This window comes from Sphingomonas lacunae (assembly GCF_012979535.1).
In the GTDB taxonomy this organism is placed as follows: Bacteria; Pseudomonadota; Alphaproteobacteria; order Sphingomonadales; family Sphingomonadaceae; genus Sphingopyxis; species Sphingopyxis lacunae.
Window position 1 is genome coordinate 1,687,446 of the sequence record NZ_CP053015.1, and the last position, 14,999, is coordinate 1,702,444.

The 14,999-nt window shown below is 65.2% G+C and carries 18 protein-coding genes; 8 read left to right on the plus strand and 10 right to left on the minus strand.

The window, feature by feature from the left end; translation table 11 throughout:
• Positions 1–3: 3 nt before the first annotated feature.
• Genes gshB through rsmI form a run of 3 tightly spaced genes read right to left on the minus strand, consistent with a single transcriptional unit; the run spans position 4 to position 2,216 of the window.
• Positions 4–963 carry a glutathione synthase gene (gene gshB, locus GV829_RS08095; RefSeq protein WP_169945654.1) on the minus strand — a complete coding sequence of 320 codons (960 nt, stop codon included), beginning with the start codon at positions 961–963 and terminating at the stop codon, positions 4–6.
• Positions 964–1,000: 37 nt separating this feature from the next.
• Positions 1,001–1,372: a YraN family protein gene (locus tag GV829_RS08100; RefSeq protein WP_169945656.1), complete on the minus strand. Its 372-nt coding sequence runs from the start codon at positions 1,370–1,372 to the stop codon at positions 1,001–1,003.
• Position 1,373: 1 nt separating this feature from the next.
• Entirely contained in the window at positions 1,374–2,216 is an 843-nt protein-coding gene (gene rsmI / locus GV829_RS08105; protein WP_169945658.1) for a 16S rRNA (cytidine(1402)-2'-O)-methyltransferase, read from the minus strand.
• On the opposite strand from rsmI, the gene GV829_RS08110 reads away from it, so the two are divergent.
• Positions 2,215–3,405 carry a penicillin-binding protein activator gene (locus GV829_RS08110; RefSeq protein WP_246202780.1) on the plus strand — a complete coding sequence of 397 codons (1,191 nt, stop codon included), beginning with the start codon at positions 2,215–2,217 and terminating at the stop codon, positions 3,403–3,405. The genes rsmI and GV829_RS08110 overlap by 2 nt on opposite strands.
• Before the next feature lie 84 nt (positions 3,406–3,489).
• Here the strand turns inward: GV829_RS08110 and GV829_RS08115 are convergent, their stop codons facing one another.
• From GV829_RS08115 to fsa, 3 genes are read right to left on the minus strand one after another with little or no spacing between them, the layout of a single operon-like run.
• The gene (locus GV829_RS08115; protein WP_169945660.1) at positions 3,490–3,762 is read right to left on the minus strand and encodes a type II toxin-antitoxin system RelE family toxin; all 273 of its coding nucleotides are present in this window, start codon (positions 3,760–3,762) and stop codon (positions 3,490–3,492) included.
• Positions 3,746–3,973, minus strand: a complete 228-nt coding sequence (gene relB / locus GV829_RS08120; protein ID WP_169945662.1) for a type II toxin-antitoxin system RelB family antitoxin — start codon at positions 3,971–3,973, stop codon at positions 3,746–3,748. Before relB ends, GV829_RS08115 begins: the two co-directional genes overlap by 17 nt.
• Before the next feature lie 52 nt (positions 3,974–4,025).
• Positions 4,026–4,679: a fructose-6-phosphate aldolase gene (gene fsa / locus GV829_RS08125; RefSeq protein ID WP_169945664.1), complete on the minus strand. Its 654-nt coding sequence runs from the start codon at positions 4,677–4,679 to the stop codon at positions 4,026–4,028.
• Positions 4,680–4,844: 165 nt separating this feature from the next.
• Between fsa and GV829_RS08130 the strand changes: the two genes are divergently transcribed.
• Positions 4,845–5,471, plus strand: coding sequence for a DUF2490 domain-containing protein (locus GV829_RS08130; protein ID WP_169945666.1), 627 nt, complete (start codon positions 4,845–4,847; stop codon positions 5,469–5,471).
• Between the two features lie 82 nt (positions 5,472–5,553).
• Here the strand turns inward: GV829_RS08130 and GV829_RS08135 are convergent, their stop codons facing one another.
• Positions 5,554–6,255 (minus strand): DUF4197 domain-containing protein, encoded by a 702-nt coding sequence (locus GV829_RS08135; protein WP_169945668.1) that lies wholly within the window; start codon positions 6,253–6,255, stop codon positions 5,554–5,556.
• Between the two features lie 105 nt (positions 6,256–6,360).
• Between GV829_RS08135 and radA the strand changes: the two genes are divergently transcribed.
• Genes radA through GV829_RS08160 form a run of 5 tightly spaced genes read left to right on the plus strand, consistent with a single transcriptional unit; the run spans position 6,361 to position 10,874 of the window.
• A complete protein-coding gene (gene radA / locus GV829_RS08140) occupies positions 6,361–7,728 on the plus strand; it encodes a DNA repair protein RadA (protein WP_169948118.1) in 1,368 nt (455 codons plus the stop codon).
• Positions 7,682–8,293, plus strand: coding sequence for a CvpA family protein (locus GV829_RS08145; RefSeq protein ID WP_246202781.1), 612 nt, complete (start codon positions 7,682–7,684; stop codon positions 8,291–8,293). The genes radA and GV829_RS08145 overlap by 47 nt, the downstream gene beginning before the upstream one ends.
• Positions 8,294–8,297: 4 nt before the next feature.
• Positions 8,298–8,738, plus strand: a complete 441-nt coding sequence (locus tag GV829_RS08150) for an iron-sulfur cluster assembly scaffold protein (RefSeq protein ID WP_169945670.1) — start codon at positions 8,298–8,300, stop codon at positions 8,736–8,738.
• Positions 8,735–10,528, plus strand: a complete 1,794-nt coding sequence (locus tag GV829_RS08155) for a cation:proton antiporter domain-containing protein (protein ID WP_169945672.1) — start codon at positions 8,735–8,737, stop codon at positions 10,526–10,528. The genes GV829_RS08150 and GV829_RS08155 overlap by 4 nt, the downstream gene beginning before the upstream one ends.
• A complete protein-coding gene (locus GV829_RS08160; RefSeq protein ID WP_169945674.1) occupies positions 10,518–10,874 on the plus strand; it encodes a DUF423 domain-containing protein in 357 nt (118 codons plus the stop codon). Before GV829_RS08155 ends, GV829_RS08160 begins: the two co-directional genes overlap by 11 nt.
• A 287-nt stretch (positions 10,875–11,161) precedes the next feature.
• Here the strand turns inward: GV829_RS08160 and GV829_RS08165 are convergent, their stop codons facing one another.
• From GV829_RS08165 to GV829_RS08175, 3 genes are read right to left on the minus strand one after another with little or no spacing between them, the layout of a single operon-like run.
• The gene (locus tag GV829_RS08165; protein ID WP_169945676.1) at positions 11,162–11,305 is read right to left on the minus strand and encodes a DUF2256 domain-containing protein; all 144 of its coding nucleotides are present in this window, start codon (positions 11,303–11,305) and stop codon (positions 11,162–11,164) included.
• A 2-nt stretch (positions 11,306–11,307) separates the two neighbouring features.
• Positions 11,308–12,420, minus strand: coding sequence for a 3-dehydroquinate synthase (aroB, locus tag GV829_RS08170; protein ID WP_169945678.1), 1,113 nt, complete (start codon positions 12,418–12,420; stop codon positions 11,308–11,310).
• Positions 12,417–12,983: a shikimate kinase gene (locus GV829_RS08175; protein ID WP_169945680.1), complete on the minus strand. Its 567-nt coding sequence runs from the start codon at positions 12,981–12,983 to the stop codon at positions 12,417–12,419. Before GV829_RS08175 ends, aroB begins: the two co-directional genes overlap by 4 nt.
• A gap of 150 nt (positions 12,984–13,133) precedes the next feature.
• Here GV829_RS08175 and GV829_RS08180 point away from each other — a divergent pair, with 150 nt between their 5' ends.
• Positions 13,134–14,999 (plus strand): hypothetical protein, encoded by a 1,866-nt coding sequence (locus tag GV829_RS08180; RefSeq protein WP_169945682.1) that lies wholly within the window; start codon positions 13,134–13,136, stop codon positions 14,997–14,999.

Here is a 14,999-nt window from a genome sequence, read left to right on the forward strand (position 1 = left end):
CGTTCAGCCCAGAGCGGCGAGACGTGCTTCAACCGCGTCCCAGATCATCCCCGGGATGTTGCTGTCGTTGAAACCGTCGATGGCGACAATGCCGGTCGGCGACGTGACATTGATTTCTGTCAGCCATTGCCCGCCAATGACATCAATACCGACGAACAACAGTCCGCGCCTTTTCAGCTCAGGGCCAAGTTCGGCGCAGATACGCTGTTCGGTTTCGGTCAATCCGGTCTTGTGCGCCGATCCCCCGGCAGCGAGGTTGGAGCGTATCTCTCCCTTGCCGGGCAGCCGGTTGATAGCGCCGGCAACTTCCCCATCGACCAGCACGATGCGCTTGTCGCCCTGTGCCACTTCGGGGAGGAATGCCTGCACCATGAAGGGTTCGCGCCAAACCTTGCCGAACAGTTCGGCGAGCGCGCCCATGTTGCTGCCAGACGCGTCAATCCTGAACACCGCCGCCCCGGCATTGCCGTGCAGCGGCTTGACCACGACTTCCCCATGTTCAGCATGAAACCGGCGCAACTCAGCCAGATCGCGGGTGATCATCGTCGGCGGCATATACTGCGCGAAGTCAAGGACATAGAGCTTTTCCGGGGCGTTGCGCACGCTCACCGGATCATTGACCACCAATGTCTTGTCCGCGATCCTCTCGAGCAGATGGGTGGCGGTGATATAGCCCAGGTCAAAGGGCGGGTCCTGCCGCATCCAGATGACATCGACGTCCTGCGCCAGATCGAGCCGCCTGGTCTCACCCACTCGCACATGGTCGCCGGCGACGCGCTGGACATGCTCTATGGCTCGCGCCGGTGCCGTCAGCCTGTCGCGGTCAAGCGTCAGATCTTCGGCAAGATAATGCCAGATCTGATGGCCGCGCGCCTGCGCCTCGATCATCAGAGCAAAGGAAGAGTCCCCACCAATCGCAATCCCCTCGATCGGGTCCATCTGGAAAGCAACACGCAAACTCATTCCTTCGGGTCCCTTTATCGCCTCACGCAAGGGGGCCTCAGGCCATCAGCCCGTCGTGCCACACGTTTGCCAGATGGTGCGGCCATCGCCGCGGTGCAAGCAGCATTACGTCAATTCGCATGTCATCGCCCTTTTTCAAGTAGCGCGGGGCGAGCTGCCGTGCGGCTTCTACCACCCGCCGCAGCCGTCGCGCATCAATGGCCAGGTCCAGGTCCTCGACGCGGTCACGCCATTTCACCTCGACAAAGGCGACCATCCGGCCGCGCCGCGCGATCAGGTCAACCTCGCCGCCCGCCGCCCGCACGCGCTGGTCCAGGATACGCCAGCCTTTCAGCCGCAAGGCCCATGCTGCCCAGCGTTCAGCCCGCCGTCCGCGCGATTCCGCGGCAGCCCGGCGTCGGTCCGCCATCTCAGCGCTTGCTCGCCAGTTCGATGGCCCGGGCGTAGGCAGCTTCCCGCGCGATGCCGAGTTGCTTGGCCACTGCCTTGGCCGCCTTGGCTGCCGGTGCATCGGCCAATGCGGCGATCAGCGCGGCGTCGATGCTTTCTTCGCTGGCCTCCTCGATCACGGGCGCACCCGGCGGCGCGATGACGATGACAATCTCTCCCTTCGGCGGCGTTGCATAATGGCTGGCAAGGCTGGACAGCGTACCGGTGACGCATTCCTCGTGCAGCTTGGTCAGTTCGCGGCACACCGCCGCCTCGCGGTCTCCCAGCCCCTCGGCCAGCGCCAGCAGCGCGGTGGGCAGGCGGGGCCCGCTCTCGTAAAAAACCAGTGTCGCCGGCACTGCCGCCAGTTCGGCAATCACCCCGGCCCGCGCGCCTGCCTTGGCGGGCAGAAAACCGGCAAACAGGAAACGGTCGGTCGGCAGCCCCGCCATGGTCAAGGCGGTAACCGCGGCACAGGCACCGGGAATGCTGGTCACCATCCGCCCCGCTGCCCGCGCGTCACGCACCAGCCGGTATCCGGGGTCGGAGATAAGCGGGGTGCCGGCATCCGACACCAACACCACCACCTGGCTGCCCATCCGTTCAATCAACGCGGCTCGCGCCCGGTCGTCTGCATGGTCATCGTGGCGCAACAGGGGACGCTTTATTCCCGACAGGTGCAACAATTTGCCGGTGACGCGCGTATCTTCACAGGCAACGACATCTGCTGCCGATAAAATCGCGCGCGCGCGGTCGCTTAGGTCGCCGAGGTTGCCGATGGGCGTCGCGACGATGTAAAGGCCGGGTAAGGGAGATGACGACATGACGGCATACATGGCAGAGCGGACCGGCCTGCGGCAAGCGGCACGCAGCGGATGGCGGGCTTTGGCGATCGGCGCGATGGCGCTGCTCGTGTCGGCCTGCCAGACGATTGTTCCGCGGACCGACGGGCCTGCCACCACCACCCCGGTCGATACTGGCGTCGCCACGCCTGGCCTGCCGGTCGATACCGAACGGCACCGCGTCGCCCTGCTCGTCCCCCAGACCGGACCTGATGCGCCGGTCGGCACATCCATTGCCAATGCCACCACACTGGCGTTGCTTGATTCGCGCAGCGACCGGATCCGCATTACCATTTACGATACGGGCGCAGGTGCCGCGGCCGCCGCGCAGCAAGCGATAGAAGAGGGTAACAAGCTGATTCTTGGGCCTTTGCTCGCTGATGACGTGCGTGCCGTGCAACCCATCGCCCGCGCCGCCAATGTGCCCCTGATCAGCTTTTCCAACGACAGCAGCGTTGCCGGCAACGGCACCTATCTGCTTGGGTTCGAACCCGGACAAGCGGTCAATCGCGTCGTCGCCCATGCACGGGCGCAGGGCATGAACCGGTTTGGCGCGCTTGTCCCGCGCAGCATTTATGGAGAGCGTGCCCTCGCCTCGCTTCGCACCGCAGTGACAGCCGCTGGCGGCACCCTTGTCGCTTCGGAATCCTATGATCGTTCGGCGACCGGCATCTCGGGGGCGGCGCGCCGCCTGTCTTCGGCTGGCGCGATGGATGCGGTGCTGATAGCCGATTCCGGCCAGACCGCGATTCGCGCCGTGCCGCTGCTGCGCACGGGCGGCACGACCGGTGCCCGCATTCTCGGCACTGAATTGTGGAACACCGAAAGCGCGCTGGCCGCCTCGACGCCGATGCGTGGCGCATGGTTCGCCAGCGTATCGGACGGTCTGTTCAGCCAGATGGCGACCCGCTACCGCGAACGCTATGGCAATGCGCCCTACCGCCTGGCCTCGATGGGCTATGACGCGGTGCTGCTCACCGTCCGCATGACGCGCGACTGGCGCCCCGGCACCGCCTTCCCGCAAAACCGCCTGTTCGCGGCGGATGGCTTCGGCGGCATCGACGGCATTTTCCGCTTCGACCAGCGCGGCATCGCCCAGCGCGCCCTCGAAGTCAGCGAAGTGCGCGCCGGCGGCTTTACCGTGGTGGATCCCGCGCCGACGCAGTGGTGACGTGAGGGGGCTTCCCCGACTTCAGTGATCCTGAGCTTGCGGGTAATTCGGCCCGGTCTTTGGGCCGGGTCAAAGTCTGGCCTGTTAGCGCCGGTACACCTCGCGCCGGTTGCCCAACCGCACCACGGTGATCAGCATCACGCCGTCATCAAGGTCGGCGATGATGCGATAATCACCCACGCGATATTTCCAGAAGCTCCCCAATTCCTTGCCGCGCAAGGCCTCGCCAATGCTGCGCGGATCGTCGAGGCGCGCCAACCGGTCGCGGACAAAGGTCAGGATGCGCGTCGCGGTTTGGGGGTCGAACTTGCGAAGCTGTTTGGCGGCGCTGTCAGCGAATTCAATCCGCCAGGCCATAATCGGCCAACAGATCGTTCAGGGGAATGCGTGCCTCGGTCCCGGCGCGCACCCGCGCCAGCACCTCGGCGGACAGATGCGCGTCCTCCAGATCATCAATATGCTCGATGATCGCTTCGGTGGCGTAAAAAGTCTTTGACCGGCCAGTCAGCGTGGAAAGGGCGGCAAGGCGATTTTCGACATCGGCGGGCAGGCGCAACGAGATGGGCATACCGACATCATAGCATTGCGATACATGTATCGCAAGCCTGATTGAGGCCTGCTCACCCGATGCTCTGGCCGGTCTTTGCCCAGTCGGCCATGAAGCCTTCGATGCCCTTGTCGGTCAGCACATGCTTGACCAGACCCTTGATGACCGCGGGCGGGGCGGTCATCACATCGGCGCCGATCTTGGCGGCTTCGAGCACATGGATGCCGTGACGGACTGATGCGACAAGGATTTCGGTCGCAAAGTCATAATTGTCGTAGATCAGGCGGATGTCGGCGATCAGCTGCATCCCGTCAAAGCCATTATCGTCATGCCGGCCGACGAAGGGTGAAATGAAGGTCGCGCCAGCCTTGGCAGCGAGCAGCGCCTGGCTCGCCGAAAAGCAGAGCGTGACGTTGACCATGGTGCCATCGCTGGTCAGCGCCTTGCAGGTCTTCAGCCCGTCGATGGTCAGCGGCACCTTGATGCAGACATTGTCGGCGATCTTGCGCAGCACTTCGGCCTCACGCATCATGCCCTCATGGTCGAGCGCGACCACTTCGGCGGAGACCGGGCCGTCAACAATCCCGCAAATCTCGCGCGTCACTTCCATGAAATCGCGGCCGGACTTGGCGATCAGTGACGGATTGGTGGTCACGCCATCCAGCAGGCCGGTCGCGGCCAGATCACGGATGTCGGCGATTTCGGCGGTGTCGGCAAAGAATTTCATGGCGCTTGTGCTTCCCTATGTGCCGCGCCAAGGCGCAAGCGGATGATTCGTGCAAAGGCTATAGCGCGGCGACTGCCAGCGCGGTAGCACAGCGGACATGGCAGGGGGGCTGGGGACATGAGGCTGAGCTACCGGTGGCTTGTGGCGCTGTCTTGCCAGCTTTTGATGCCGACCGCGGCCCTTGCTGACAGTGATGTGCAGGGCTGGCTGGTAATCGCAGCAGATGCCAAAGTTGCGGATCAGACCGCAGTGACCGCTGACCTCATCCTGCGGTCACGGTCGAACAGTGTCGATGTGGCCCAGTCGATTGGCCGCATCGGCGTGCGCCAGACACTGGCAGAAGGGTGGTCGGTGCAACTCACCTATGGCCTTGTCGACAGCTTTGTTGATGGCGGCAGCGACCGGATCGAACATCGTGTCGGGCAAAATCTTGCCTTTCCCGTGGCGCAAATCGGCAATTGGCGCATCGATGGCCGGACCGGATTGGAACAACGGCTCCAGCCCGGTGGCGGCGAATGGGGCTGGCGCACCCGTGGGCGCCTGCGCGCCAGTTACCCGCTCAGCGATGCGGCCAATCTGAACCTGAGCGAGGAACTGATTGCCTCACTCAATGACACGCAATGGGGCCAGCGCGCCGGCCTGACCGCCAGTCGCACATCGGCCGCTGTCCGCTTCAGATTGAGTGACAGCCTGGGCATAGCCCCCAGCTATAATTGGCAGCACATCTTCGTCCCAGGTGCCCGCCTGACCGACAGTCATATTGCTACGCTGACCATCGACGCGCATTTTTGAGGCTGCCTCTTCCTCCCCATCGACTTGCGATGGAGAGGAAGCGCAGCAAAGCGATGACGGAGGGCTATGGCCCTCCGAAATCCTACCGCGCCAGCGCCAGCACCGCGATCAGCAGCGGGTCGTTGGTCGCCTGCGGATTGGCGCGAATATTGGCCTCCTCCGCAGCAATCGCCCGCCAGATACCACGATTGGCCCCGTCGCTGACATCGCGGGCAAGGCTCGCCACATCATAACCGGTCGCGGCCCGCAGCGCCCTCGCCACCACATCGTCCGAAGCGATGCGCAGCGCGTCACCCACGGCCGGGAACATCTGGTTGATCAGCCCGCCGGCCAGCGATTGTTCCAATAGTGCCGTCGCCGCTCCCGGGCCGCCTCGCAGCACGCTCATCGCGTCGGCGACGGTGATGGAACTGATTGCCTGGGTGATGACTGGCGCCGCCCGTTCCGCGCCGCGTTCCGCCGCGCTGTTGAGTGATCGCGCCAGCCGGTCGCGCACCACCTGTGTCGTCAGCACCTGGCGCAACACCCCGCCACTGCTCGCCAATTGCTGCGGCAGCTCGATCCGCGCGACCTGGCTGTCGTAAAATCCATTGGGTTGCAGCAACAGCGCAAAGGCCCGCTGCGACGACAGGGTCAACAGCCGGCGGATCGCCTCGGTCAGATTGAAGCCGCCCGGCCCTGTGGCGCATCCAGCCAGCAACGGCATGGTGAGCAGCGGGGCAAGAGCCCCGATTCGTATCAGTGACCGGCGATTCACGCCTGATTGCAAGGATATGTCGGTCACCGCTGATCTCCCCATGCTCTGCTTGCCGTTCGGCAGCATCCCACGGCTTGCGCGCCGATGAAAGCCCTACTGGCGTTCCCTTCCTGTTCCCGCTATGCAGCTGCCATGGCCAAGCCCAAACGCACCTTTGTCTGCCAGGCGTGCGGCAGCTCGCAAAACCGCTGGCAAGGGCAATGCCCCGACTGCGGCGAATGGAACACGCTCGCCGAAGAAGCCCCTGCCACTGTCTTCTCGCAAAAGCATGACCTGTCGGCCGGTGGCCGCCCGATTGAGCTGGAAAGCCTCTCGGGCGCGGACACCATGCCGGCGCGCATGCACAGCGGTGTCGGCGAATTTGACCGTGCGGTTGGCGGTGGACTGGTTGCCGGCTCCGCGACGCTGATCGGCGGTGATCCCGGCATAGGCAAGTCGACGTTGTTGTTGCAGGTCGCGGCCCGCCTCGCGCTGGCTGGCAAGTCGGTGGCCTATGTCTCGGGAGAGGAAGCCGCCGGGCAGGTTCGCCTGCGCGCCGCCCGGCTGGGCTATGCCAATGCGCCGGTCAGCCTCGCCTCGGCCACGTCTGTGCGCGACATTTTGACCACGATGGGGCAGGGCGCTGCCCCTGACCTCCTCATCATCGATTCGATCCAGACGATGCATTCGGACCTGATCGAGGGTGCGCCCGGCACCGTCAGCCAGGTCCGCGCCTCGGCGCAGGAGTTGATACGCTTTGCCAAGGATCGCGGCACCGCCGTCATCCTCGTCGGCCATGTCACCAAGGACGGCAGCCTCGCCGGCCCGCGCGTGCTCGAACATATGGTCGACACAGTTCTGGCGTTCGAGGGGGAACGCAGCCACCAGTATCGCATCCTCCGCGCGGTCAAAAACCGCTTTGGCGGCACCGACGAGATCGGCGTGTTCGCCATGGCGCAGGAGGGGTTGCAGGAAGTCACCAATCCCTCCGCCCTGTTCCTCACCGACCGGCACGGGGAGGTCGCGCCGGGCACCGCTGTCTTCCCGGCGCTGGAGGGCACGCGCCCTGTCCTCGTCGAGATACAGGCGCTGACCCTGCGCCTCGCCAGCGGGGCCACCCCGCGCCGTGCCGTCGTCGGCTGGGATTCGGGCCGCCTCGCGATGATCCTTGCGGTGCTGGAGGCGCGCTGCGGCCTCTCGCTCTCTTCGGCGGAGGTCTATCTCAACGTTGCCGGTGGCTATCGCCTGACCGATCCGGCGGCGGATATGGCGGTAGCGGCGGCGATCATTTCGGCCTTTGCCGAACGGCCCATCCCCGCCGATGCCGTCATTTTCGGGGAGATTGCGCTGTCGGGCGAATTGCGCCCGGTCGCCCACGCACCGCTCCGGCTCAAGGAAGCGGGCAAGCTCGGTTTCGCCCGGGCGATCATTCCCGCCCATGCCGCGCCCGATGCCGGCGTCCGCCTGCAAACGCATGATCGCCTCGCCGATTTCGTTGACCATCTGCTGGGCAGGGGATAGCGACGGCGGCATGTACGGATTGACCGCGCTCGACATCATCATCCTGCTCGCCCTTGCCGGGGGAGCCATTACCGGCCTCATGCGCGGCTTTGTGCAAGAGGTGCTGTCGCTTGGCGCGTTGATCGTCGCCCTGTTCGCGCTGCGCATCCTCCACCAACCGGCGACTGAGTGGCTGACACCGACCATCGGCACCGAAACCGGATCGTCGGTGCTCGCCTTTGCCCTGATCATGGGCATCATCTGGGGCGGGGGCAAATTCGCGGCGGTCCAGATCGGCAGCCGCACCCGCTCGAGCCTGATCGGCCCGGTCGACCGTTTGCTCGGTGGCGGTTTCGGCCTGCTCAAGGCGCTGTTGATCGCTTCAGCGCTCTTCATGTTGGTCAATCTCGCTTATGATCTCGTCTTTGGCGCGTCGTCCGAACGCCCTGGCTGGATGAGCGAAGGTCGCACCTATCCGCTGATGCGCGCGACCAGCGCGCTCCTTTCCGACGTGGCGGCAGAGCGTATCCGGGACCGGGCCGATCCCCCGCCCGCCGCGCCGTTGCCCGACGCGCCGGGCGGCTGAGGCTGTGGCCTCCGCCCTCTATACCACCAAGCTTCTGCGGCTTGCCGTCGAAGCGGCCAGCCACCCCCGTCTGAGCCAGCCTGACGCCAGCGAGGAGGCGCGCGCGCCCCTGTGCGGCAGCCGCATCGCCCTTGATCTGACGGTTGATGACCAGGGCCGCGTCAGTGCGATCGGGTTCGATGTCAACGCCTGCGCCGTGGGACAGGCCTCTGCTGCCATCCTTGCCGATGTGGCGCGGGGCCGCAGCGTCGAGGAATTGCGCGCCGCCGCCGATTCCCTGACCCTGTGGCTGAATGATCGCGCCGCTCCGATGCCGGACTGGCCGCGCCTCGTTGAACTGGCCGAAGCCCGCGCCTATCCCGCCCGGCATGGTGCGATCCTCTTGCCCTGGCGTGCCGCCGCGACGGCTGCCCATCGCGCCGCAGCCTGCAAGGCCGGCGCATGAATCTCGCCCTCACCGAATTTGTCATCCTGCTCGGCGCAGCGCTGCTCTGTGTGATCCTGTTCCGCCGCATCGGTCTTGGCGCGGTGCTGGGCTATCTGGTCGCGGGCGCGCTTGTCGGTCCGCACGGCCTCGCGCTCGTCGGTGGGGGAGAAGCAAAGCTGCAATTTGCCGAACTGGGTATCGCCCTTTTGTTGTTCCTCGTCGGGCTGGAACTCAATCCGCGTCGCCTCTGGCATCTGCGCCGCGAAATCTTCGGTCTCGGCCTGTCGCAGGTGCTGGTCTCTGGCGCGGCGCTTTTCGCCTTCCTGCTCGCGGTCAGCGGCTTCACCTGGCAGGCGGTGCTGGCCCTCGCCCTGCCGCTGGCCCTGTCCTCGACGGCACAGGTGCTGCCCGGCCTCAAATCCTCGGGCCGCATCAACTCGCCCTTTGGTGAAAAGGCCTTTTCGATCCTGCTGCTGCAGGATCTGTCGATTGTTCCCTTCATCACGATCATCGCCGCCCTTTCACGCGCGCCGGTGGATCCAGCCGCCCCATCGGGCTGGCAAATGGCGCTCTATACCGTCGGCGCGGTTGCCGGTCTGGTGCTGGCCGGACGCTTCATCCTCCACCCGCTGCTGAAAATCGTCGGCCGCATCGGTGAACGCGAATTGTTCGTTGTCGTCGGCCTGTTCACCGTGCTTGCCGCTGCTGGCCTGATGCACGCGCTGCATCTGTCCATCGCGCTCGGTGCCTTTGTGGCAGGGGTCATGCTCGCCGATTCACCCTACCGCCATGAACTGGAAGCGGATGTCGAACCCTTCCGTTCGATCCTGCTCGGCCTTTTCTTCCTTGCGGTCGGCATGGTGCTCGATGTCGGCGTGGTGATGGAACGGCCGCTCACTGTCATCGGCCTTGCCGCTGGCCTGATCCTGATCAAGACCGCCGTTCTGTGGGGTGTCGCCCGCCTGTTCGGCATGGCCTGGCGCCCTGCGCTGGCGCTCGCCCTGCTGCTCAGCCAGGGCGGAGAATTCGGCTTTGTCCTCTTCACCCAGGCCCAGCAGGCTCAATTGATCCTGCCAGAGGCGGCCAGCCTGTTCACCGCCGTCGTCACCCTGTCGATGGCCGCCACCCCTTTCCTCATGCTGTTCACCCGCTTTCTTGAATATAGCAGGGAAGCGGACGGATCGGACCTTGATGGCCCGGAAGCCGCAGCCAATGGTCGCGCCATTGTCGTGGGTTATGGGCGCTTTGGCCAGATGGTCGCGCAGATGCTCCATGCCGCCGACATTTCGGTGACGCTGATCGACAAGCGCCCGTCACAGATCGAACTGTCGGGGCGCTTTGATACAAAGGTCTATTATGGTGACGGTCTCCGGCTTGATGTGCTGCACCACGCCGGGGCTGACGAAGCGCAGCTGATTGCCCTGTGCATCGATGATGCTGCCATGGGTGCTGATCAGATTGGCGCGATAAAACATGCCTTTCCCAACGCCCGCCTGCTGGTCCGCGCCTTTGACCGGCGACAGGCCATGGCCATAGCACCGGCTGAGCCCCACGCCATCGTCCGGGAGGTGTTTGAAAGCGCCCTCGCGATGGGCATCCAGGCGCTCGAGGCGCTTGACGTCGCTCCGGACGAGATTGTCGATGCCGAACGCGCCTTGCGCCATCTCGATGCCGCCCGCTTTGACATGCAGATGGAAAGCGGAGACCTGCGCGCCGGAGCCCATTTGCGCTTCCGTGCGGGGGACGGTCCGCGCCCGCGCGAAATTCTCGATCAACTGGCTGACAGGTTGCGCGGCGATGGACGCTGACCCACGCTTTCCCCGCGCCCTTTGGCTCGCTGCGGCTTTGTCCGCCGCACTTGCCGTCGCGGCCGGTGCCTTTGGTGCCCATGGCGCGGCGACGCCCAAGGCCGCCGAATGGCTGCGCACCGGCGGCTTATACCAGCTGACCCACGCCATCGCCGCGCTGACCATCGCCGCCCGCTTTCCGCGCAGCGCCGCGACGATGCTCGCGGGTGCCGCCATCTTTGCTCTGACCCTCTACGCCATGGCGCTGGGCGCCCCCCGCTGGCTCGGCGCCGTCACCCCCATCGGCGGCACGCTGATGATTGCCGGTTGGCTGGCGGTGGGGTGGACGGCCATGCGCCAACGCTAGTCCGCCTTCCCCCGCTGGCGGGGGAAGGATGCGAAGCCTTATGAGCGGAGCGAATTAGGCGAAGCGGTATGGGGGTGGCAGGCATTGCCCCGGTCAGGCCGACCCGAGCGCATCGCCAGCCACCCTCACCAAGGTCCGCTAGCTGGCAAGCCAGCAAGCAGACCCATCCTCTCCCGCCTGCGGGAGAGGGAAAGACGCAATCCGCCCAAAACAGTGCCCCTGCGAAGGCAGGGGCCCATCTCCAGCCCTGTCGGAAGCTGGTCTTGTGGCAGTGTCGGGTGCTCCCCCTACTTCCCCGTCCGTCGGCAGCGTTCGGAACAATAGACGACATTGTCCCAGTCGCGTTCCCACTTCTTGCGCCAGACAAAGGGCCGCTCGCATACCGGGCACATCTTGCTCGGCAAATTGGCCTTGGCGACGCCGCGTGGCATGGTCAGGGCCGCGCCTCGCCGTCGAGGAAGCGGGCCACCTCGTCGAGGTTCACATCCTTGGCGAGGAAGGTTTCGCCAATACCGCGTGCGAGGAGAAAGGGCACCTTTCCGCCGCTGGCCTTTTTGTCATGTGCCATGTGCGCCGCGAGCGTTGCACCATCGGCGGAGACGCCTGCCGCCGCCAACCCGTCTGGCAGACCGACAGACCGGAGATGCGCCGCCACCCGCTCGGCATCCTGCTCGCTGCACAGGCCGCGTGCGGCCGAAAAGCGAAAGGCAAGCGCCATGCCCGCCGCCACCGCCTCGCCGTGCAACAGGCGGTCGGAATAGCCTGTCTCCGCCTCCAGCGCGTGGCCAAAGGTATGACCGAGGTTGAGCAGGGCGCGGCGGCCGCTGGTTTCGCGCTCGTCATCGGCGACGATTGCCGCCTTGGCCGCGACGCTGGTGGCAATGGCTTGCAGCCGGGCAGCACCGTCGCCAGCCAGCAGCGCGTTGCCATTGGCCTCACACCATTCAAAAAAGGCGCGATTGTCGATCAGCCCATATTTGACCACTTCGGCATAGCCCGCCGCCACTTCGCGCACCGGCAGCGTGTCGAGCGTGTCGGGGTCGATCAGGACAAGGCTCGGCTGGTGGAACGCACCAACCAGATTCTTGCCAGCGGCTGTGTTGATCGCGGTCTTGCCGCCGACCGAGGAATCGACCTGCGCCAACAGGGTGGTGGGGATCTGGATGAAATGACATCCGCGCTTGATGATCGACGCGGCAAAACCGGTCAGGTCACCGATCACGCCGCCGCCCAGCGCCACGATATTGTCGCTGCGCTCGACCTCCAGCCGCAACAGCTCATCGCACAGGCCCGACAGGTGCGGCCAGCTCTTGGTTGCCTCCCCGGCCGGCAGGATGATCGGGTGACAGGCAATGCCTGCGGCTTCGAGCGATGCGGTCAGCACCGGCAATTGGGTTTGGGCGACATGGGCATCGGTGACGATGACCGCGCGCCCCCGCGGGAACCAGGCGGCCATATGGTCGGCGGCGCGGTGCAGGCTGCCGGGCTCTACCCTCACTTCATAGCTGCGCTCGCCCAGCGCGACGGGGATGGTAGTGCCTGTCATGCCAAATACTCTTTCAACAGTGCGATGATCGCCTCGACCGCCCGGGCGTGGGGCGTCTGGTCGGTTTTGACCTTCAGATGCGCCTCGGCATAGGCCGGTCCCCGCTCCTTGAGCAGGCGCGTCAAAATCTCGCGCGGGTTGCCCTGGTTCAGCAGCGGGCGGTGGCTGCGCCGGGCGGTCCGTTCGACCAGGATGTTGACCGGCACGTCGAGCCAGATGGCAATGCCCTTGTCGAGGATGCGCTGGCGCGTATCAGGCTGGACAAAGGCGCCGCCGCCTGTCGCCAGCACACAGGGGCCAGCCTCCATCAGCCGCTGGATCACCCGCCGTTCGCCATCGCGGAAATAGGGTTCGCCATAGCGTTCGAAAATCTCTGCGATTTTCAGCCCGGCAGCCGATTCAATCTCGTCATCGGCGTCGTAAAAAGGCAGCGACAGGCGCGCGGCGAGCCGCTTGCCGACGCTCGACTTGCCCGACCCCATCATGCCGACAAGCACGATCGGCCGGTCGATCGTCAGATCGGGGGCGCGGGGCGGGCCGCCGGGAGGCGTGTCAGAGATCATGCACCAAGCGCCTATCCTGCCAGTCGCCCGGAGGCAAACGGCTTCGTCGGAACGGCGAAGATCAACGCGCCATTGCCCATTGCACCGCGTCACCGCTAAAGGGGGAGACATGGTCGTTGCTGCGGCCGGCAGAATGATGGGAGAGCGCGCGTGGCGCTGGGTTCAAAACGTCCGGTCTGGCTGTTGGGGGGTGTCGCCATCGCGGCGGTGGCTGCATGGCCTGTGCTGGGACAGGAATCACTGCTGCCGCCGGGCTTTGACCAGCCTCCCGCCAACCGTCCGGCCCCTGCGCCCTCGCCGAGCCCCGCTCCCGCCCCAAGGCCGGCAGAAAGGCCAGCTAATTCAAATAATTCCACCCCTGCCAGACCCCCGGCACAGAGCGTCCCTCCCCCTGGCAATAGTGGCTCTACCTCGCCCTCTGCCTCCACTCCCGCGCCCCCTCGCACCGCTGACGGGGAACAGCAACTCGACGATTCGGAAGGGGCGCTCGAAGAAGGCGACATCGAAACCGCTGCCCCGCGCTATGACCTGCCGCCAGGTGCCCGCCGCTCGCTCGCGCGCATCGGCCCGCTCTCGGCCGAAACCGGCGGACTGCCAGCCAATGCCTTTGGCAACCGTGGCATCTACGCCTCGCGCCTGATGGACAATCTGCGCCAGCCGCTCGTCTCTCGCTGGTCGTTTATCCTGTTGCGCCGCGCCATGCTGTCGGGAGTTGACACGCCGCCGAGGATCAACGGCGCCGATTTTATCGCTTCGCGCGCCAATCTTCTGTTCCGCCAGGGCGATGCCGCCAGTGCACGCTTGCTCGTTCAGTCGGTCGATGTGGACAAGGCCAGCCCGCGTCTGCGCCAGGCGGTCCTTCCCATCTATCTCGCCAATGCCGATCCCGCCGGCCTGTGCCCCTATGTACCAACAATGGCGGGCACGGACGAAAGCTGGCGCCTGGTGCAGGCAATGTGCGCGGCGATGGTCGGGGAATCGGGCACGGCAACGGCCATCGTCGATCGCGTCCAACGCGGCGGTCGCTTGCCTGCGATCGATGTAAAGCTCGCAGAGAAGATCGTTGGCGCCGGGCTTGCGAGCCGTCGTTCTGTGACGATCCGCTGGGACAATGTCGAGGAATTGACCCCTTGGCGGCTGGGGCTGGCGACGGCGGCAGGTGTCGAGATTCCGTCTGAGCTTTGGCAAACCGCGACGCCGGCCATGCGGCGATGGGCTGTACAAATGCCCATGATCCCCGTTGAACAGCGTTTTCGTTTTTTGGCGGATGCATCGGCCTATGGCACATTGTCGTCGCGGGGTTATGTTGATCTGGTCAGCTTGACAGCTGATGCCGACGAACCGGGCGACACCATCTCCGCAAAGGGGGCGGAACTGCGCGCGGCGTTCGTGCTTGCCGACCTTTCCGCCCGCGTTTCGGCGATATTGGGCCTGAGTGAAGGTAGCGCTGGCTACAGCGGCCATGTGCTTGCGGCACGCGCTGCAGCGCGCGTTGGCCCGGTTGATCTGTCCGATGAGGAAAATTATGGCTTGCTCTCGGCCATGCTCGCGGGCGGGTTGGATCGTAATGCCATGCTTTGGGCGCCCAAGGTTGCAGTCGGCTCATCAGGGTGGGGCCTTCTGGCGGTTGGGTCTCCCACGCCTCTTGTTGGCGTGTCGGCGGCTCAGGTTGCGGACTTTGCTTCGGATGACGATAGCGAGGGTCAATTGCGGACCCGCATGCTCGCAGCCGCTTTGATTGGGCTGGAGAGGGTGAGTGGCGACGATGTGGCAACCTTGTCACGGGACCATGCGCTTGAACTGGGCAAGCAGACCAGCTGGACGCGGGCGATTGATGAGGCAGCGCGGCGCAATGAAGCCGGTACTGTTGCGGTGTTGGCCGCAATAGGTTTGCAGGGGCGCAATTGGCAGGGCGTGCCTCCACGTCACATCTATCACATAACCCGCGCCTTGCGCATGGTTGGGCTCGGCGCAGAAGCACGCATGATCGCGGCAGAAGCCATCACCCGCAGTTGA